This is a genomic window from Pseudomonas sp. P106(2024) (assembly GCF_057480815.1).
The window spans coordinates 120,536-139,532 of the sequence record NZ_JBLIYU010000005.1 but is presented as its reverse complement, the minus strand read 5'-3'; the positions used below and the strand labels follow the sequence as shown (position 1 = coordinate 139,532).

Genomic DNA, 18,997 nt, shown 5'->3' with positions numbered 1-18,997 from the left:
GAGCACCTTGAACGCAATGCTTCCCCCATAGAGAGGCGATCACGTCAACCCCGCTGATCGAAGAAATGCCCCATCAGCTGCAACAACGGCCGCCGTCGGTTCTTCACCGCGAACGCCCACTCATGGGTCTGCGACGGCGCATGGCCAACCTCATGCTCGCTCAGCAGCTTCTGCACCTGGGCCAACCGGTACCACGGCACCGAGGGGAAGGCGTGGTGGACGATGTGCAGGTTGAAATTGAGGATCACATAGCGCGACCACAGCGGCAGGTCCTTGCAGTCATGGGACACGCCGTCCTGCTCCCAGAACTGCAGGCGGTCGGCGTCCCTTGGCAGCAACGGCGCCTCGGCGTGGTGGGGCAGGTTGAGCAGCTCGACCATGAAGAACAGGAACACCCAGGTGATCCCGTAGAACAGCACCAGGTCCAGCAGGTGCCCCAGGCTCCAGGCCAGCACGGCCGCCGCCAGGTAACCGGCCAGGTACAGGCGGGCGAAGCGGATCTCCTTGAGAATCCTCGGCGAACTGTCGCCCTTGGCCCGGGCAATGAACGGCGCGCGCCAGTTGAGCAGGAAATGGTTGGCGGCGATCATCGGGATCCAGTGCTTCCAGACGAACTCCAGGGTGCGCTCCTGTTTTTTCGTCATCACCGAGAAGCGCTCGATCATGCCGCGGTTCTCCGGGTCGTTCACCGGGTGCGCGGTCCAGGTGTGGTGTGCCATGTGGAAGCGCCGGCGGACCAGGAACGGCAAGGCGATCAGCCAGCCGTCGCAGTGGCCGATGAAATCGTTGAGCCGACGGTTGGCCGAGGCGGCGCCGTGGGTCGCCTCGTGCATGATCAGGTAGAGCTGCACGGTGGCCAGGCCTGCCAGCGCCAGGCCCAGCAACTGCAAGGCGGTGGAGTCGGCGAGCCACAGGTTCCAGGCCACCGCCAACAACAGCAGGTCGGCGACCCAGAGCATCACGGTCCAGGGCTCCCGGGCGCCGTCGGGGATCTGTTTTCTTACACTAAGCCATTGGTCCTTGGTCACTTGCAAAAACTCCGATCGGTTAGCTGGCGGCCCGGGAAGCCGGGTCGGCGGGAAGGCTGCAAAGGTTGTTGGCCAGGTGCGCGTAGGCCAGGTCGAATCGGGCGATGTCGTCGTCGAAGCCGTGGCTGCGCGGGGGCACGGCGAAGTCCTGGAACACCAGCTGGATGCAGTCGTAGCGCACGCCGTTCTCCAGGTGCCAGGCCGGCAGGTAGGCGGTGATGGCAAAACCCAGGCGGCGCAGGCTGGCCAGCAGCTCCAGCTTGTCTGCCAGGATCACCAGGCTGACGTACTCCGCCTGCGCATGTTGGCGCAGCAGCGCGCCCAGCTCCGCCAGCACAGCTTGGCTTGACAGGTAGCGACCGCACTGGCCCGACAGCATCAGCGCGCCGACCTGGGGATCGTGGGTGTAGCTGAGCTGGCCATGGCGTTCGGCGCCGGTGGGACCGCTCAGAAAGGTGTCCGGGTAGCTGCCGGGAGTGACGCCGAGCCGCAGGGCGGGGTAAAGCAGGCGGCGGACGAATTCGGCGGCGCGAGCGGTCACGTACCAGGGCGCCACATGGACAAAGCCGGCCTGGAGCACCGGCTGGATGGCGGTCAGGTGATATTCGCGCAGGCCGTCGACCGTGTCCGGGCCGCCGTCATGCCCCACCAGCACGGCGGGGCGGATCTTGTTCATGACGCTGTGGCTTGCGATGTTGCGGGTGATGTAGAAGCCCAGCTCCATGGGTTCGGGCCGGTGGGTCTCGAAACCGAGGCGGATCAGGCTGGAGATGGCGCCGGTCCTGCGTGCATCGGGGTGGATCACCCCGTGGCAGACTTCCCACGAGCGGTTCCAGGGGCGGCGGGCGATGCAGCAGCATCCGAGCAGTTGGCCCTGGGCCTGGGCGACAAACCACTGCTGCTGCCCGCTGCGCAGCGAGTGACGGATATAGTCCGGGCTCTGGCAAGGGTGGGTGGTCTGCCCATAGACCTGCTGGAACAGCGCGGCGAGGGCTTCGATATCGGCTGGGCTGGCCGGGCGACAGCGCAGTGTTTCGGTTTCCGGCAACGGCGCAACGGCCGTTTGCGGCGAACGGGTCGCAGTCATGACGCACCTTTTGTCTTTGTTGAAGGCGAACGAAGGCAGTGACCGCCCAGGGCAGGTCACGGGCACGTGGCGGGGCTGGGGTCAGTGACGGAGATGTCGTCGCAGGTCGGCGCGGCTGGGTGATGTGTGTGAAGGGTGAGGCGAGAGTGCGTCATCCGTGAGCATGGCCATCATGCGACTCCTGTACATGGCGGGTTCTTGTCCAAGGCCAGCGCAACTCCTTGGCGCTGCCAGGAAACGGACTATAGAGTCACGCGATGGGCCGTCAAACGGCCATCGGCAGGAGACTGCAACGTGTTGTGCGGTCAAGGTGCCGAGGGGGCGGGCAGGCCCGCCCCTGTTTTTCGGTACGCCAGGTCCCGGAGCAACACGCTGTAGGAACAGGCTTACATGTAAATGGCTGTAAAGACGACTCGGTGTTCAGATATCGCTGCCCTTGAGGCGGGCAAGGCCGCTGTCACGTGCGAGTCTGGGATGGCCCGGCAGCGGCTCCGGCCGAGGATGTCCTGCCGTGCTGTAGACCCGGGTACGACTGCCCAGGCCCTCCACCAGGGGCGCCTGCAGCGGGTATCGGGTGCGGGCCTTGAGGTCGGCGATCAGCTCGTCGAGCAGCGCGTCGATCTGCGTGCTGTCCTGGTGGTGGGCGGTGGTGATCAGGTGCGCGGTGTCGCCCGAGGTGGCCAGGCAATGGCGTTTCCACACGCTGGCCGAGGGGCAGGGGAACACCACGGTGATCGAGTTGGGGTTGCGCCAGGCCTCGATGCCGGCCGCCCGCAGCCGGTCCACCGCATGTTGGGCCAGGTCCAGGCAGCGCTGGATGCGTGCGCGCCAGTCCTCCCGCGACCGGCTGCACAATGCGGCCCACATCATCAGTGGCGTGTGGCCGTTGCGCGAGCCGCTGATGGTCTGGTCGCGGGCACTGATGTAGTCGATTTCCACCGAAATGCGCTCGACGTTGTGGCGCCAGGCCACGACGATGCCGCAGGGCATCGGCGAGCCGATCATCTTGTGCCCGGAGACGCAGATCGAGTCGATGCCGTCGGCGAACGAGTAGGGCTCGGGGGTATCGACGAAGGGCAGGATCATGCCGCTGAGGGCCGCGTCGGCATGCAGGTAGTAGTCCTCGCGGCGGATGCCGGCCTGGGCCAGGCGCTGCTGAATGGTGGCGATGTTGTCGGTGGCGCCGCGCAGGGTGGTGCCGATATTGGCGAAGATGATCGGGTGGCGTTCACCGTCGGCGGTGATTCGCGCGACCAGGTCGTCGTAGTCCATTTCGCCGTTGGCCTGGGATTCCACCACCTGGGCCTTGATGCGCAGCAGGCGGACGATCTTGGCCACCGAGTAGTGGGTGTCCTTGGAGTAGTAGAGGGTGGCGTCGGGAAACAGCTCGCGGGCCAGGTAGCAGCCGAACATGTTGCCTTCGGTGCCGCCGTTGGTGACATAGCCCCAGCTGTCCTCGAATGGGATGTGGAACAACTCGGCGAAGAAGCGCATTACCTCGCGCTCGAAGTCGAAGGAGTTGAGCAGGTAGTTGCTGGGCTCGTTCCAGTCGCCGCAGTTGTTGATGGAAAAGCGCATGAAGCGGTGCAGCAGGCTGTAGTCGAAGTCGGCCGACTCGGGGTAGCCGACATTAAAGTACTGGTGGGTAAGGCAGTACTGCCAGAAGGCCTCGAGACGCTTGTGGTCGGCGGGTGAGAATGTCATGTCCAGCTCCATGGTGCGCGCTCGGCCGGCCAGGGCCGAGCGCGGTGCGGGTGAAAGTCCTTGTCAGTGCCGCATCAGGCTCAGGCGGCCAGGGTGGCGCCGCCGTCGACCACGATATCCTGCAGGGTCACGTGCCCGGCCTGCTCCGAGGCCAGGAACAGCACTACATTGGCGATGTCGTCGGGCGTGGCGATCTTGCCCAGCGGCACGCCGAGCTTGTACTGCCCAGGCAGGCCGTCGACCAGCTGGCGTTCGCCCGCCGGGTCGCCGAGCATGCCGGCGAGCATCGGCGTGCGCGTCGAGCCTGGAGAAACCACGTTGCAGCGCACGCCGTAGGGCGCCAGCTCCAGGCCCACGCAGTGGCTCAGGCTGACCAGTGCGGCCTTGGAGGTGCAGTAGGCGGCCATGTTCAGGCGCGGCACGTGGGCGGCGTTGGAGGCGACGTTGACGATGGCGCCGCGGCGCTGGCGGCGGAACACCGGGGTCCACTGGCGCATCAGGTAGAACGGCGCGCTCACGTTGACATCCAGGCAGCGCTGCCAGTCTTCGCAGGACACCTCGTCGCTGCGCCCCAGGCGCAGCACGCCGGCGACATTGACCAGCACGTCGAGGTACTGCGCCTGCTCCTTGAGGCGGTCGCAGACCCGTTGCACGTCGGCCGGATCGGTCAGGTCGACATGCAGCAGCGCGAAGGGCACGTCGGCCTCCTCGCAGTCCAGGCCGATGACCTCGGCGCCTTCCTCGAGAAACTGCTGCGCCACGCAGCGACCGATGCCGCTGGCGGCGCCGGTGACCAGCACGCGCCGGCCGGTGAAGCGGGCCATGGCCATCAGGCGGCCCCCCGCGCTTGCATCAGCGACCACCAGCCATCCAGGGTCGGCGCGTTGGCCAGCTCCTCGAAGCTGACGGCGATGCCGCGCTGCTTGAGCTCGGCGGCCAGCTTCATCACCTGCAGCGAGTCCAGGCCGTAGAAGATCAGGCTTTCCTGCGGGTCAAGGTCGCTGTCGTCCTCGATCATCTGGCGCACCCGGCCATGCAGCCAGTCGCGTGTGGTCTCGCCCGCGGGTTGGGTCAACAGGGCGATGGTGTCGGTGACATGGCCGCAGCGGGTGGCGACGTACTTCAGGGCCAGGCGGTGCTCTTCCTCGGAGAAGTCGGCCACCGCATCGCCCACCAGGAACGCCTGGATATCGTTCATGAAGGCGTCGGCGGCGGTGATCATGCAGCCGATATGGGCGTACACGCCGCCGATCAGCAGCTGGTCGCGTTGCCAGGTGCGCATGCGCTCGAGCAGGTCGGAGCGCTGGAAGGCGCTGTAGCGCCACTTGGTCAGCACCGTGTCGCCCGGCTGCGGCGCCAGGGCGTCGATGATCGATTGCTGCTCGGGGCTGGCCGCCGGCAAGCCCGGGCCCCACATGGCGTTGAGCAGGGCGCGGTCCTCGGGCGGCTGTTCATGGGGCTGGGCGGTGTAGACCACAGGGATGCCCTGCTCGCGGGCCCAGTGGATCAGCCGCGACAGGTTGTCCACCAGGGCGGTGAGCAGGGCGCCGTCGGGTTGGTAGAAGCGCAGGAAGTAGCGCTGCATGTCGTGGATCAGCAGCACGGCGCGGGCCGGGTCGGGTTGCCATTGGGTCTTGTTGGCCGGGTAGCTGGCCCGCAGCGGCATGGCATAGTCGTGGATGGTTGGAATGGTCATGTCGGGTCCTTGGACGGTCAGGCGGTCTGGGCGACGGCGAGCAGCGCGCGCAGTTGCTTCTTGTCGATCTTGCCCACCGCGGTCAGCGGCATGGCGTCGATCAGCCGGATCCGGTCCGGGAGCTTGTATTCGGCGATACCCAGGCCCATCAGGTGGCGGCGCAGGGCGATCGGCTTGAGCTGCGGGTTGCGCGAGACGATGAAGGCGCAGCTTTTCTCGCCGAGCAGGTCGTCGGGCAGCGCCACCAGGGCGGCATGGGTCACGTCCGGGTGCATGACGATCAGGTTCTCGATCTCCTCCGAGGCGACCTTCTCGCCGCCGCGGTTGATCTGGTCCTTGACCCGCCCGACCACTCGCAGGTTGCCATCGGCGTTGCGCTGGACGATGTCGCCGGAGTGGTAGAAGCCGTCCTGGTCGAACACCTGGGTGTTGTGCTCGGGGCTTTGGTAGTAGCCGCAGAAGGTGTAGGGGCCACGGGTGGCGAGCATGCCTGGCTCGCCGTCGGCGACCGGCTGGCCCTGTTCGTCGAGGATGCGCACTTCGTCCAGCTCGCTGATCGGCCGGCCCTGGGTGGTGAACACCTGCTCGTCGCTATCGTCCAGGCGGGTGTAGTTGACCAGGCCCTCGGCCATGCCGAACACCTGTTGCAGGCGGCAGCCCAATACCTCGGGGACCTGGCGGGCCAGGGCCTCGGCGAAGCTCGCACCGCCGACCTGCAGCAGGCGCAGGCTGCGCAGCTTGGCCGCGTGCCCGGGCGCGGCCTGCAGCCACAGGGCCACGGCGCTGGGCACCAGGGCGGCCATGGTCACCGCGTGGCGCTCGATCAGGGCGAAGCAGTTGAGCGGCTCCGGGTTGGCCGCCATGACGATGCAGCCGCCGGCGTGCAGCACGCCCAGGCCGCCGGGGGAGCTGAGGGTGTAGTTGTGCGCGGCGGGCAGGGCGCAGAGAAAGCGCGTGGCGCTGTCCAGGGCGCAGATCTGCGCGCTGGCCCGCACGCTGTAGGCGTAGTCGTTGTGGGTGCGCGGGATCAGCTTGGGGGTGCCGGTGCTGCCGCCGGACAGCTGGAACAGCGCCACTTCGCCGGCCGGGCTGGGCGCGTAGTGGGTGCCGCGCACATCGGCGCTGGCGCTCCATTCGTCGAGAGCATCGAGCATCAACGTCAGCTTCGGACGCAGGCCTTCCTTGGCCAGGTCGTCGAGGAACGCGTCGTTGCGGAACACCTCATGCTCGGCCGAGGCAATCAGCAAGGCGGGGTGGATCTGCCGGGCGAAGGCGCCCAGCTCGTGCTGGCGGTGGCTGTAGAGCGCGTTGACCGGGGCGATGCCGGCCTTGAACAGGGCAAACAGCACGATGTAGAACTCGGCGACGTTGGGCAACTGCACCAGTGCCGTGTCGCCCTGGCCGAGGCCGTGGGCGGCCAGGCGCGAGGCCAGGTTGGAAGCGCGCCGGTCCAGTTCGCCGTAGCTGATGTAGCGTTCGCCGCAGAGGATCGCCGGGGCCTGTGGCTGCGCGGCGGCGCGCTCGATCAGCAGTTGGCTGAGCGGCTGGTCGTTCCAGTAGCCGGCGGCGCGATAGCGCTGCGCCCGGTCTGCGGGCCAGGGGGTGAATTCGATGGTCATGGGCATCTCGGAAAGCGGGTTTGAGGTCAATGGTCCAGGCCGCAGGCACGCAGCATGGTGCCGAGCTTGGTCTGCACTTCGTTCCATTCGGTATCGGGGCTGGAGGCCTCGACGATGCCGGCGCCGGCGAACAGGCGCACGCGCTGGCCGCTGAAGGTGCCGCAGCGGATGGTCACCACCCACTCGCCGTTGCCCTGGGCGTCGCACCACCCGACCATGCCGGTGAACAGGCCGCGCTCGAAGGGCTCGACGAAGCGGATCAGTTGCCGAGCCCGCTCGGTGGGGTAGCCGCATACGGCGGGGGTCGGGTGCAGGCGGCAGGCCAGTTGCAGGGCGTCGATATCGGCCGTGGCCAGTTCGCCCTCGATGCGGGTGGACAGGTGCCACAGCGCGGCGGTGCTGATCAGCGACGGCCGCTCGGGGACCTGCAGGCGGCTGCACAGTTCGCCGACGCGCTGGGCGATGTCCTCGGTGACCAGGCGGTGCTCGTAGTGATCCTTCTCGGATGCTGCCAGCCATTGCGCACTGGCGCGATCCGCCTCGGGGTCGGCCATGCGCCGCACCGAGCCGGCCAGCGGGTTGCTGACGAAGGCCGTGCCTTGCTTGTGCACCAGCAGCTCCGGGCTCACCCCCAGCAAGGTGCCGCCATCGGCCAGGGGCACGCGGAAGTGGTAGCCCTCGCGGTTCAGCGCCTTGAGGTTGGCCTGCACCTGTGCCGGGTCCACGGGCGCGGCGAAGTGCAGTTCGCGCTGCACCGAAAGCACGGCCTTGCGCACATCGCTGTGCTGGAAGTTGACGATGGCATGGCGCACGGCGCGCTTGAAACCGTGTTCGTCGGGAATGTTGGACTGGCTGAGCAGCGCCGGCAGCGCGCCGGCCTGGGCGGGCGCCGCGGTGCGTTGCTGCCAGGCATAGGCCTGGGGAACGTACAGACTGGATGCCTGGGTGGTGTCGAAGGGGATGGCGCCGACCACGATCGGGTTGTCCTGCCCGGCCTGGCGGGCGCGCTCGAAGGCCTGGTCGATGCTGCGCCGCAGCGCGCCGCCGGCCAGGTGGCTGCCGTGGGCCGGGGTGTCGATCCGCTCACGCAGGCCGCTGACGCTCAGCTCGCGGTCGCCGGATGTGAATGAAAAGCTCGAGTCCTCTTGGCTGAGCGGCACGGTGTCCCTGTCTTGCAAACGCAGGGTGCCTGTCTTCATGGGTAGCCTCCTTGGCCGATGGGTGAGAAAGAAAACCTTGAAATATAATCATTCTCGTTAGTAAATATGAGGACGCGAAACACATGGATTTGTCAACTACGCGGGTAAGCGATGAGAGAGTTAACTTCGATGCAGGCCGCCTGTTGGATCGGGCGGGATGCACATGCGGCACTGGGTGGCGTCAGCGCTCACCTGTATGCCGAGTTCGATGGCCAGGCCATCGATGTGGCGCGCCTTGAAGTCGCACTTGAGGGGCTGTACCGGGCACACCCGATGCTCAAGCTGCGCATCGACGGACAGGGACGGCAGAGCATCGACGAGACGCTGCGCCCCCAACTGGAGCTGGAGGATTTCAGCGATCTGGACGGTCCAGCCGTGGAGCGACGCCTACTGGAGAGACGCCGCCAGTGGAGCCACCAGCGCCTGGACCTGAGTACTGGCCAGGGTGCGCGCTTCGGCCTGAGCCTGTTGCCGGGCAATGCCGCTCGGCTACACGTGGACACCGACATGATTGCGGTGGACCCGTCCAGCTTCCGGGTGCTGATGGAAGACCTGGCCCGGCTGTACGACACCCCTGAAACCGTGCTGCCGACCACGCCGAGCTACTTCGACTGGCTGGACCAGGTGCGTGCCGATGCCGACCTGCGCGACGCTCGCAGCCGCGACCGGGCCTGGTGGCGGGCACGCCTGGCGCAGATCGCCCCGGCGCCGACGTTGCCCTTGCTTGCCCCGGGCCCGGCGCGCAGCGAGCGCTTTGCCGCCCGGCTCGAACCCGAGCAGTACCGCGCCTTGCAACAGGCGGCGCGGGCGCAGCGGATCACTTCGTCGGCGTTGCTGCTCGGGCTGTTCGCCACCGCCCTGGGAGAGCACACCGGGGACCGCCGCCTGCGCCTGAACGTGCCGGTGTTCTGGCGCGAGCCGGTGCTGGAACCGGTGCAACGGATCGTCGGCGAGTTCGCCAACCTGGTGCTGGTCGATGTCAACTTCACCGGCGTCGCCAGCCTTGCCGCGCTGTGCCAGGACCTGCACCGGCAATTGGTCGAACGCCTGGCGCACAGCGCCTATCCAGGCGTGGACCTGATGCGCGACCTGTCGCGCCATCACGGCACGCCGCAACTGGCGCCGGTGGTGTTCACCGCAGGGCTGGACCTGCCCGGTGGCGAGCTGTTCTCCGAGCGCGTGGGCCAGGTGTTCGGGCCGATGGACTGGGTGATCTCCCAGGGTCCGCAGGTGGCGCTGGACGCGCAGGTGGCCCAGGTCGATGGCGGCCTGCTGGTCAACTGGGATGTGCGCCTGGACGCACTGCCGGCGGATTGGGTCCAGGCACTGTTCGAGCGCTTCATTGCCCTGGCCGTCGCGGTGGCTGCCGACATGGGCGCGCTGCACCAGCCTTTGACGATCGCGGCCAGCCGGGATCGCCCTTTGAACGCCCTGCAGCAGGCCTACCTGCTGGGGCGTGGCGAGCATTTGCCGCTGGGCGGCGTGGCCATGCAGGAGTTTCGCGAATACCGCGGGCACATGGACCTGGCGCTGCTGCGCAGCCGCCTCACGGACATGGTGCGCCGCCACGACAGCCTGCGCACCCGCATCGATGCCCAGGCACTGACCCAGTCGTTGAGCGACCAGGTGCAGGTCAACCTGGAGGTGATCGACCTGCGCGCGTTGACGGGTGAGCAAGCCCAGGCGCAGCTCGAGGTCCGTCGCGAGGCCTATGCCCACGCGCTGTTCGACCTGGCTGGACCGCCCTGGAATGTCACCGCCTTCCAGCTGCCGCAGGGCGAGCTGGTGGTGTTCGTGCGCTTCGATGCGCTGATCCTCGATGGACGCGCCATCGCCACCCTGATGGTCGAACTGTTCGACGGGCACTGCCAGCCGCTGACCACCAGCGAGCCGACGGCGGCTGTCGACGACCAGAGCGAGGTGCGCAAGGCCGATACCGAGTATTGGAAGTCAAAGCTGGCCGAGATCGATGGCGCGCCACGGCTACCGTGGCGCTGCGCCCTGGACAAGGTCGGCGTGGCCCGATACGCACGCCAGCGTCAAGTGATCCCGGCCCCGGCGTTCAAGGCATTGAGCCGCGCCGGCGCACGCGAGGGGTTGTTCAAGAACTCGACGATCATGGCCGTGGTACTAGAAGTGCTCGGCCACTGGCTCGACGAGGGCAGCCTGTGCGTGGCGGTGCCGGTGGCGCCGCCCCAGGACGGCGCGTTCGCCAACCGTTCCAGCTTCATCGCCCTCGACTGGCAACACAAACTGCCCACGTTCGCCGAGCGCGCCAAGCGCCTGCAGGCCGATGTGCTGGAGGGCCTGCAGCACCTGGCGTTTTCCGGCGTGGACCTGGCCCGCCTGCTGTACGACAGCAACGGCCCGGGCCCGGCATTGCCGGTGGTGTTGACCAATGGCCTGTCCTGGCCGGTGGGCGCGCTCGATGGTCCGATGACCTTGAGCGCGGGCCTGACCCAGACGCCCCAGGTGGCCATGGACATCCGTTTCTGCAACACCGCCGAGGGCGGCTTGGCGTTCGAGATCGACTATGCCCGCGAAGCGGTCGATGGCCGCTGGGTCGGGCAGTTGCTCGCAGCCTTTGGCCAGGCGGTGGCGCAACTGGCCGGGCAGGGCGCGTTCGAAGTCCAGGCACGGCAGTTCATCGACCTTGGCCACTACCGCCTCAACAGCAGCGAGGCGCAGGCCGCACCTGTCGATTTCCTCGGCCGCATCGCCCACAACCTGTTCGGCCCGGACAGCGGACGCATCGCCTTGCTGCACGGCGAGCGGCGGATCAGCTACGCCGAACTGGGCGAGGGCGTCGCCCGCATCGCCCAGGCATTCAAGGCCCGGGGCCTGCAGCCTGGCCAGGTGGTCGCGATCTGCCTGCCGCGCGGCCCCGAGCACAGCATGACGACCCTGGCCTGCGCCCTGAGCGGGCTGGTCTGGGTGCCGATCGACGCGGCAGCGCCCGAAGAGCGCCTGCGCTACCTGCTGGACAACTGCCAGCCGGCGCTGGTGGTCGATAGCGCCGCGCCACTGCTGGCCAGCCCGCCGGCCGCCCTGGACCTGACAGGCCTGGCGGCGTTGTCGGTCAGCACCGCGCCGGCCTACTACCTCTACACCTCCGGCACCACCGGCAAGCCCAAGTGCGTGGTGCTGAACAACCGCGCCACGGCCAACGTCATCGGCAGCACCCTGGCGCAGTGGCAGGTCAGCCGTGATGACGTGTTCATCTCGGTGACCCCGCTGCACCACGACATGTCGGTGTTCGACGTGTTCGGCAGCCTCTGCGCCGGGGCGGCGCTGGTGCTGCCCGAGCCCGGCGAGGAAAAGGACGCGCTGCGCTGGAACCAGCTGGTCAGGCGGCACGGCGTGAGCCTGTGGTGCTCGGTGCCGGCCATCCTCGAAATGCTCCTGGCCTGCCGCCAGGGCGATGGCTTGCGCAGCCTGCGCCTGCTGGCCCAGGGCGGCGACTACATCAAGCCGGCGGTGATCGCCGAATTGCGCGAGCTGTTGCCGGCGGCGCGGCTGGTGTCCCTGGGCGGGCCGACCGAGACCACCATCTGGAGCATCTGGCACGAGATCGGCGACCAGGACCGCGCCAGGGTGCCCTATGGACGCCCATTGCCGGGCAACCGCTACTGGCTGCTGGACGAACACGGCGAGCATTGCCCGCAGGGCGTCGCCGGGCGTATCCACACCAGTGGCGTGGGCCTGGCCCTGGGCTACCTGCAGGAAGGTGAGCTGGTGCAGAACGACTTCGTCAGCGTGCTCGACGAGCAGGGTACATCGGTACGGGCCTTCCGTACCGGCGATCGAGGTCGCTACCGCGAGGACGGGGTGCTGCTGTTCGACAGCCGGGTCAATGGCTATGTGAAGGTGCGCGGTGTGCGCGTATCGCTGCCGGACGTCGAGATCGAGCTGATCCGCCATCCGGCGGTGCAGCAGGTGCTGGTGGTGGACTATGGCGATACGCAACAGGGCGAGGCCTGCATCGGCGCCCTCTATGTGCGCCGCCACGACGCGCCACCCGGCGCCGTGGCGCTACGCGAGCATGCCCGGGCGTTGCTGGCGCAATCCCATGTGCCCACGCACTTCGTCGAGGTGGCCGAGTTGCCGTTGACGGCCAATGGCAAGCCGGACCGCCGCCGAGCCCGCACGTTGCTGGAAGGCGAAACCGAGCAGCCGCCGGCAGCGACGCCCAGTGACCCGCAGCGTTGCGCCCAGGTGCTGGCGATCTATCAGCAGGTGCTCGGCGTCACGCAGCCGGCCCGGGACTTCCTCGCCATGGGCCTGCGGCCGCAGCACCTCAAGCCCCTGGCGGCACGACTGGGCGAAGCCTTCGCGGTGCGCTTGTCGCCCGCACAGTTGTTGGCGTGCCGCACGGTCGAAGACGTCGAGCGCCTGCTTGCCGCCACACCTGCCTGAATCAACCGCCCTGGGCCCGGCCCGGGGCGCCATCCGTAGTTTTTGGGAAATCATCGAGCATATGGACATAGCAACCGTAGACATCGCCGGCATCGGCATCGGACCGTTCAACCTGGGCTTGGCCGCGCTGCTGTCGCGCCACCCGGACCTGCGCTGCGCGTTCCTTGAGCGCAAGGCGGAATTTCGCTGGCACGAGGGCCTGCTGCTGCCGGGCACCACCTTGCAGGTGCCGTTCCTCGCGGATCTTGTGACCCTGGCCGACCCGTGCCACCCGTTGAGCTACCTCAACTACCTGCACCAGCACGACCGCTTGTTCCAGTTCTACTACTACGACCACTTCCAGGTGCCCCGGCGTGAATACGATCACTATTGCCGCTGGGCCGCGCGCCAGTTGCCGACCTGCCACTTCGGCGAAGAGGTCACCGGCGTGCGCTACGATGGCGGCAGCGAGCGCTTCGTCATCGACAGCGTGTCGGTGTCGGGCCTGGAGCGGCGCTACAGCAGCCGGGACCTGGCCATCGGCCTCGGCACCCGGCCGTGGCTGCCAGCCTGGGCGCGCACCCGCAGCCAGGCGCCGGTGCTGCACTCGGCGGAGTTCGGCAAGCGCCAGGGGGAACTGGAGCAGTGCCGGCGCGTGGTGGTGGTCGGCTCCGGGCAGAGCGCGGCGGAGTGCGTGCTGGCCTTGTTCAATGCGTTGACGCCGGAGCAGGTGGAGGCGGGGGCGTCGATCCACTGGATCACCCGTTCAGGGGGCTTCCATCCCATGGAGTACTCCAAGCTCGGCCAGGAATGCTTCACCCCGGCCTATATGAACTACTTCCACACCCTCGACCGGGACAAGCGCCGCGAGATCGTGGCCGAGCAGGGCCTGCTGTACAAAGGCATCAGTTTCTCCACCATCGGCGCGATCTACGACCTGATCTACGAACGCTCCATCGGCGGGCGCGAGCCAGGGCTGACGCTGCTGTCCAGCTGCGAGGTGGAGACGGTCGAGGACCTGGGCTCGGCGGGCTTGCGCATGACCTTCCGTCACCGCCAACTGGACCAGCGAGCGACCCTGGACACCGATGCGATCGTCGCGGCGACCGGCTATGCCCATGCCTGGCCGCAGTGGTTCGAGCAGCTCAAGGGCACGGTGCTGGCCACCGACGCGCACGGCGACTGCATCGTCGGCGAGGATTTCACCGCGCAGCGCTGCGATGGCGGCAGTGGCCGGGTGTTCGTGCAGAATGCGGAGATCTTCCAGCATGGCGTCGGCTCGCCGGACCTGGGGCTGGGGCCGGTGCGCAATGCGGTGATCCTCAACCAGTTGCTGGGCCGGGCGCAGTATCGGGTGCCGCAGCGGTCGTCGTTCCAGCGCTATGGGTTGCCGCAGGGTTGAACGATGGGGCTGCTTCGCAGCCCTGATTTAAATCGGACTGCGTGGGAGCGGGCTTGCCCCGCGATCACCGGCGAAGCCGGTGCTGTACTGCATCGCGGGGCAAGCCCGCTCCCACGCTGGTGATGCTTACAACGCCACGTCGCCCAGCGCCTGTTGGCCAGCCCCCACCTCGGCAAATACCCCAAACGCCGCGGAAATCATCGCGCACAGGCGCTCGACCTGGGCGGCGCTGTAGCGATCGCTGCGGTAGGTGACCACCAGGCGCAGCGAGCGCTGGCCGTCGAACACATCCTCCATGATCTCGAACTGCAGGCCGAACATCGACTCGCTCTTGTCCGGGTCGATCTGCTTGTATCGAATGGCCTGGCCCTCGGGCGTGTGCAGGGCGCCATTGAGGGCATTGTTGGCGTGGATCTGCACGTACACATCGAACATCAGGCCCTCGGCGGGCGTCATGCCCAGCGCCTGCTGGATGGTCTCCATGGGCACGTCGGCGTAGGCCATAGAGTCGTTGATCATCCGCGTCACATCGCCCAGCAGCTCGCCCAGCGACTGTTCCGGGACGAACTGCACGCGGTGGGCGACCATGGTGGTGAAGTACCCAACGGTGTCGAAGAACGCCGGATCCGTACGCCCCGAGGCCGAGGTGCCGATTACCAGGTCCGACAGGTTGCCGAGCTTGTGCAGCGACAGGGCGATGGCGGTGTAGATCACGCTGAACAGCGATGACTGGTGCTGCCGGGCACTGGCGCCGAGTTGCTCCAGCACGCCGGGCTCAGGACGCAGCTCCAGCCAGCGCGCACGGGTGGTCGCCTGGTCGGCGGGCAGCAGCGTGGCGTCAGCGGGCAGGGCAAGACCGCGGGTGGCGTCGCGCAGCAGTTCGGTCCAGTACGCCAGGTGGCGCGGGTTCGGGCCCTGGGCACTCTGGGCGAGGGCGAATTCGTGGAAGGTGCGCGCCGGCGCCGACCATTGCGGCGCCCGGTCCTGGGCGCGGGCCAGGTAAGCCTCGGCCAGTTCGGCCATGATCACGTTCAGCGACCACTCGTCGATGGCCATGTGGTGGACCAGGAACGACAGCACCTGATGGCCGCTGTGCGGGTCACGCAGCAGGCGCAGCCTCAGTGGCAGCTCGCGGGCCAGGTCGAAGCGGTGCTTCGCCTCGCTGGCAAGGCTTGCGCCGGTGCTCTCGGCGCTGGTCCAGAACCACTTGTAGCGGCCCAGTTCGGCCAGCGGCACGATGCGCTGGCAGGCGCTGTCGCCTTCGCCATGGTAGGTGGTGCGCAGGCTGGCGTGGCGCTCCAGCAGGTCGCTGAAAGCTTGCTGCAGCAGCGCTTCGTCCACCGGGTCATGGAAGTCCAGGGCAAAGGGCAGGTTGAACAGGGTGCCGTAGTCGAACGCCGCGCAGGCGCGCCACAACGACGCCTGGGCCAGGGCCATCGGTGCCTGCTGGATATCACCGGGCTGATCGCTGGCCTGACTGGCTTGCCCTTGGCTCAGCTTGGCACGGGTAGCGAGCGCCGATGCGCTGGGCGAAGCGAAGAAGTCGCTGAAGCGCAGTTCGATGCCGTGCTCGCCCTGCAGGCGCCCGATGATGCGGGTGGCCAGCAGCGAGTGGCCGCCCATGTCGAAGAAATCATCCTCCAAGGTCATGCCAGGCTCCGCCAGGGCTTGGCGGAACGCGTCGAGAATGCGTTGCGCGATGTCCGTCGAGGGCGCCTGGGACAGCGGCTCGAACTGCAGTGGCTGGTCGCCGGCCAGGGCGTCGTATTCGGCGCGAATGCGCTCGAGCAGGGCTTGCGGCGACTGGCCCAGCACCGCATGGCAGAGCAGGCCGAGCGCGGCCTGCTGGTCGCCGGCCAGCAACAGGGCCTCGAACGGCGGCTGCGTGGTGGAATCCCAGGGCGCCGCCTGGCGCGCCCGCAGCAGGGCGTCCATGCCCTCGGCCGCGCTGTGCTCGATGCGCAGGCACGGGTACCAACCGGGTGCCTGGGTCTTGTACAGGTCGCCGTCGTCGCTGAAGTGGTAGCGGCTGTTCAGGCCCGGCGTGGCTTCGACCACTGCCTGCACGGCCAGGGCGAGCAGCGACAGGTCGGCCCGGGGGCCAAGGCGCCAGGCGCCCAGTTGCCGGTGCAGCTGCTCGGGTTGCTGCTGCTGGGCGAACCAGGCGAGTTCCTCGTGTTCGTCCAGGGCCTGGGGCGAGGGTGGGGTGGTGTTGCGTTCCAACATAGCTAGCTTCCTGCTGTTCGATCGTTCAAGGCCCGCGTCGGCCTTCACTGCCATCCATGGATCGCGGTGAGTGGCCGCGCAGAGGGGTTGCACCACCGGGGTGCATTGCGTGAATCCAAGGGATTCGTTATGGTGTGAAAGATGCAAATAATTATCATCTAGATTGGCGTACGTCAAAGCAAGCCGTCTGGAATGCACCACGCTCAGGGAGAGGTACCGTGGACAACGGAACGTTCGCGCTTCATCAGCAGCTGCACCAGCTGTATCAGGATCATCACGGCTGGTTGTGCGACCTGCTGCGGCGCAAGCTCGGCAACTCGGTGGATGCGGCGGACCTGGCCCACGACATCTACCTGCACCTGATGAACAAGGGCCAGGTGCCCAGCGCCGAGCAGTCGCGCTGCCACCTCACGCAGATCGCCAACGGCAAGGTCATCGACCTGTACCGCCGTCGCCAGCGCGAAACACGCTACCTCGAAGACCATGGCCAGCAGCCCGAGCCGTGGGTGCCCTCTGAGGAGACGCGGGCGTTGGTGATCGAGGCCCTTGGGGCGATCGACAGGGCCCTGCAGCGGCACTCGCCCAAGGCGCGCCAGGCCCTGTTGCTGTGCCGCCTCGACGGCATGGCCCACCGCGCCATCGCTGACGAGCTGCGGGTCTCGGTGTCCTCGGTGGAAAAGTACATCGCCGCCGGCCTGCGCACCTGCAGGCGCTATCGGCTGGGCGGCGCCTGAGGGCGCGCAGATTTTCTTGAGGGTTTGCCCGCCTCGTGCGGAAAACAGGTTGAGAAGGACATGCGGGCAGGGCGCCCCTGGAATGGCCCGGCCCGCGCCTCGTGCTGAAAAGGAGCATTCATGAGTGTTGAACAAGGGGTGGCGGACCCGTCCGCCCGTGGACCGGTCGCCGCGGTGCTTGCACCGATACGCGGCCGATTGATCGTCGCCGGGCTGCTCGCTGCCCTGGGCGCCATGCTGACCCTGGCGCCGCTGGCGGCCATCGCCGAAGTCGCCCGCCTGGCCCTGGCCGGCGGGCAGGGCCTCGACCAGGCCTGGCCGGTCATCGCCATGGGGCTGGGTTGCCTGTTCGCCGGTATGGCGCTGATCTCGCTGGGCGATCTGGTCGCGCACCTGGCCGACAACCACATCACCGGCACGCTGCGCCTGGCGATCATCCGCCGCCTGGCGCGGGTGCCGCTGGGCTGGTTCACCAGCCGCGCCTCGGGCGAGGTCAAGCAGGCCATGCAGGACGATATCGGCATCCTGCACAGCCTCACCGCGCACTTCTATACCACCCTGGGGCGCAGCGCCGGGGCGGTGCTGGCCTCGATCGCCTACCTGTTCGCCATGGACTGGCGCATGGCGATCGTGTCGATGCTGCCGTTCCCGCTGTTCTTCCTGTTCTTCGCCCGCGCCCACCAGGCCAGCGCCCGCAACATGCAGGCCTTCGGTGCCGGCATGGGGCGGATCAACCAGGCGGTGGTCGAGTTCGTCAACGGCATCCCGGTGGTCAAGGCCTTCGGTGGCCAGCGCAAGGCCCATGGCAGCTACCGCGAGGCGGTGGACGCCTTCGCCGCGGCCTTCACCGACTTCACCCGGCCGCTGGTCAGCGCCATGGCCAACGCCAACGCAATGATCGCCCCAGTGTCGGTGCTTGGCGTGGTGCTGGCGTTCGGCACGCTGTTCGTCGGCCTGGGCTGGATCACCCCGGTGCAGGTGCTGCCGTTCGCCCTGGTGGCGCCGGGCATCTGCGCGCCGCTGCTGTTGCTGGCCTATATCACCCACGACCTGAACAACGCCACCGGCGCCGCCCAGCGCGTGCAGACGCTGCTGCGCACGCCGCTGCTGGAGACCGACGGCCAGGGCGCCGGCAAGCTGCCGGCCGATGCACGGATCGAAGTGCAGGGTCTGGGCTATCACTACGACCCGCGCAATCCGGTGCTGAGCGAGGTGTCGTTCACCCTCGAGCCTGGCACGGTGACCGCGGTGGTCGGCGCCTCGGGCGCCGGCAAGTCGACCCTGGCGCGCCTGCTGCTGCGCTTCTTCGACCCCAGCGCCGGGCGCATCACCCTGGGCGGCGTCGACCTGCGCCAGATCGACAGCGCCCAGCTGTACCGGCGTATCGGCTTCGTTCTGCAGGATGTGCGCCTGATCCATGCCAGCGTGCGAGAGAACATTGCCCTGGGCCGGCCTTCGGCGAGCCAGGAGCAGATCGAGGCGGCGGCACGGATCGCCAATATCCACGAGCGCATCCTTGCCCAACCGCGAGGCTACGACGCGGTAATCGGCGAGGACGTGCAGTTCTCCGGCGGCGAGCTGCAGCGGCTGAGCATCGCCCGCGCGGTGCTGCTCGACCCGCCGGTGCTGGTGCTCGACGAAGCCACCGCGGCGGCCGACGCCGAGAACGAAGTCAAGCTGCAACAGGCACTGTCGCGCTTCGCCCAGGGCCGCACGCTGCTGGTGATCGCCCACCGCCTGGACACGGTCATGCATGCCGACCAGATCCTGGTGCTGGACCAGGGCACGGTCGCCGAGCGCGGCAATCACGACGAACTGCTGGCTCGGCGCGGCCTGTACGCCCGCTTGTGGGCTGCCGGGGGTTATGCGAAGGCGCGGGCGACCGCGCAGGTGGAGGAGCACTGATC

Annotated in this window: 12 protein-coding genes; 4 read left to right on the top strand and 8 right to left on the bottom strand. The window is 67.9% G+C overall.

The genetic code is table 11. The annotated features are described in order from the left end of the window. Positions 1-44: 44 nt before the first annotated feature. The 7 genes from AC25M7_RS11025 to AC25M7_RS10995 all read right to left on the bottom strand — a co-directional run bounded on the left by AC25M7_RS11025 (position 45) and on the right by AC25M7_RS10995 (position 8,333). Positions 45-1,028, bottom strand: a complete 984-nt coding sequence (locus tag AC25M7_RS11025; RefSeq protein WP_028688876.1) for a fatty acid desaturase family protein — start codon at positions 1,026-1,028, stop codon at positions 45-47. Positions 1,029-1,047: 19 nt separating this feature from the next. Further along, the gene (locus AC25M7_RS11020) at positions 1,048-2,115 is read right to left on the bottom strand and encodes a GNAT family N-acetyltransferase (RefSeq protein ID WP_088852803.1); all 1,068 of its coding nucleotides are present in this window, start codon (positions 2,113-2,115) and stop codon (positions 1,048-1,050) included. A gap of 420 nt (positions 2,116-2,535) precedes the next feature. Continuing rightward, positions 2,536-3,819: a histidine decarboxylase gene (locus AC25M7_RS11015; RefSeq protein WP_083242108.1), complete on the bottom strand. Its 1,284-nt coding sequence runs from the start codon at positions 3,817-3,819 to the stop codon at positions 2,536-2,538. Between the two features lie 80 nt (positions 3,820-3,899). Then, positions 3,900-4,682, bottom strand: a complete 783-nt coding sequence (gene dhbA, locus AC25M7_RS11010; RefSeq protein WP_425048715.1) for a 2,3-dihydro-2,3-dihydroxybenzoate dehydrogenase — start codon at positions 4,680-4,682, stop codon at positions 3,900-3,902. Continuing rightward, positions 4,649-5,515, bottom strand: a complete 867-nt coding sequence (locus AC25M7_RS11005; protein ID WP_486971048.1) for an isochorismatase — start codon at positions 5,513-5,515, stop codon at positions 4,649-4,651. Before AC25M7_RS11005 ends, dhbA begins: the two co-directional genes overlap by 34 nt. A gap of 17 nt (positions 5,516-5,532) precedes the next feature. Then, positions 5,533-7,134 (bottom strand): (2,3-dihydroxybenzoyl)adenylate synthase, encoded by a 1,602-nt coding sequence (locus AC25M7_RS11000; protein ID WP_486971047.1) that lies wholly within the window; start codon positions 7,132-7,134, stop codon positions 5,533-5,535. 26 nt (positions 7,135-7,160) lie between these two features. After that, positions 7,161-8,333 (bottom strand): isochorismate synthase, encoded by a 1,173-nt coding sequence (locus AC25M7_RS10995; protein ID WP_186599994.1) that lies wholly within the window; start codon positions 8,331-8,333, stop codon positions 7,161-7,163. A 129-nt stretch (positions 8,334-8,462) separates the two neighbouring features. Here AC25M7_RS10995 and AC25M7_RS10990 point away from each other — a divergent pair, with 129 nt between their 5' ends. Further along, positions 8,463-12,749, top strand: a complete 4,287-nt coding sequence (locus tag AC25M7_RS10990) for an amino acid adenylation domain-containing protein (RefSeq protein WP_486971046.1) — start codon at positions 8,463-8,465, stop codon at positions 12,747-12,749. A 61-nt stretch (positions 12,750-12,810) separates the two neighbouring features. Further along, on the top strand, positions 12,811-14,130 hold the full coding sequence (basC, locus tag AC25M7_RS10985) for a putative histamine N-monooxygenase (protein WP_486971045.1): 1,320 nt from the start codon (positions 12,811-12,813) through the stop codon (positions 14,128-14,130). A gap of 126 nt (positions 14,131-14,256) precedes the next feature. On the opposite strand, the gene AC25M7_RS10980 is transcribed toward basC, so the two are convergent. After that, positions 14,257-16,356: a condensation domain-containing protein gene (locus AC25M7_RS10980; protein WP_486971044.1), complete on the bottom strand. Its 2,100-nt coding sequence runs from the start codon at positions 16,354-16,356 to the stop codon at positions 14,257-14,259. A gap of 218 nt (positions 16,357-16,574) precedes the next feature. Between AC25M7_RS10980 and AC25M7_RS10975 the strand changes: the two genes are divergently transcribed. Together AC25M7_RS10975 and AC25M7_RS10970 are read left to right on the top strand one after the other, a co-directional pair. After that, complete coding sequence (locus AC25M7_RS10975) at positions 16,575-17,090, top strand: sigma-70 family RNA polymerase sigma factor (RefSeq protein WP_486971043.1); 516 nt, start codon at positions 16,575-16,577, stop codon at positions 17,088-17,090. 120 nt (positions 17,091-17,210) lie between these two features. Next, positions 17,211-18,995, top strand: coding sequence for an ABC transporter ATP-binding protein (locus AC25M7_RS10970; protein ID WP_486971042.1), 1,785 nt, complete (start codon positions 17,211-17,213; stop codon positions 18,993-18,995). The last annotated feature ends 2 nt before the right edge of the window (positions 18,996-18,997 follow it).

Excerpts from the sequence above, each read along its gene's own strand:
- AC25M7_RS11020 (WP_088852803.1), bottom strand. The coding sequence starts at position 2,115 with ATGACTGCGACCCGTTCGCCGCAAACGGCCGTTGCGCCGTTGCCGGAA.
- AC25M7_RS11015 (WP_083242108.1), bottom strand. The coding sequence starts at position 3,819 with ATGACATTCTCACCCGCCGACCACAAGCGTCTCGAGGCCTTCTGGCAG.
- AC25M7_RS11005 (WP_486971048.1), bottom strand. The coding sequence starts at position 5,515 with ATGACCATTCCAACCATCCACGACTATGCCATGCCGCTGCGGGCCAGC.
- AC25M7_RS11000 (WP_486971047.1), bottom strand. The coding sequence starts at position 7,134 with ATGACCATCGAATTCACCCCCTGGCCCGCAGACCGGGCGCAGCGCTAT.
- AC25M7_RS10995 (WP_186599994.1), bottom strand. The coding sequence starts at position 8,333 with ATGAAGACAGGCACCCTGCGTTTGCAAGACAGGGACACCGTGCCGCTC.
- AC25M7_RS10990 (WP_486971046.1), top strand. The coding sequence starts at position 8,463 with ATGCAGGCCGCCTGTTGGATCGGGCGGGATGCACATGCGGCACTGGGT.
- basC (WP_486971045.1), top strand. The coding sequence starts at position 12,811 with ATGGACATAGCAACCGTAGACATCGCCGGCATCGGCATCGGACCGTTC.
- AC25M7_RS10980 (WP_486971044.1), bottom strand. The coding sequence starts at position 16,356 with ATGTTGGAACGCAACACCACCCCACCCTCGCCCCAGGCCCTGGACGAA.
- AC25M7_RS10970 (WP_486971042.1), top strand. The coding sequence starts at position 17,211 with ATGAGTGTTGAACAAGGGGTGGCGGACCCGTCCGCCCGTGGACCGGTC.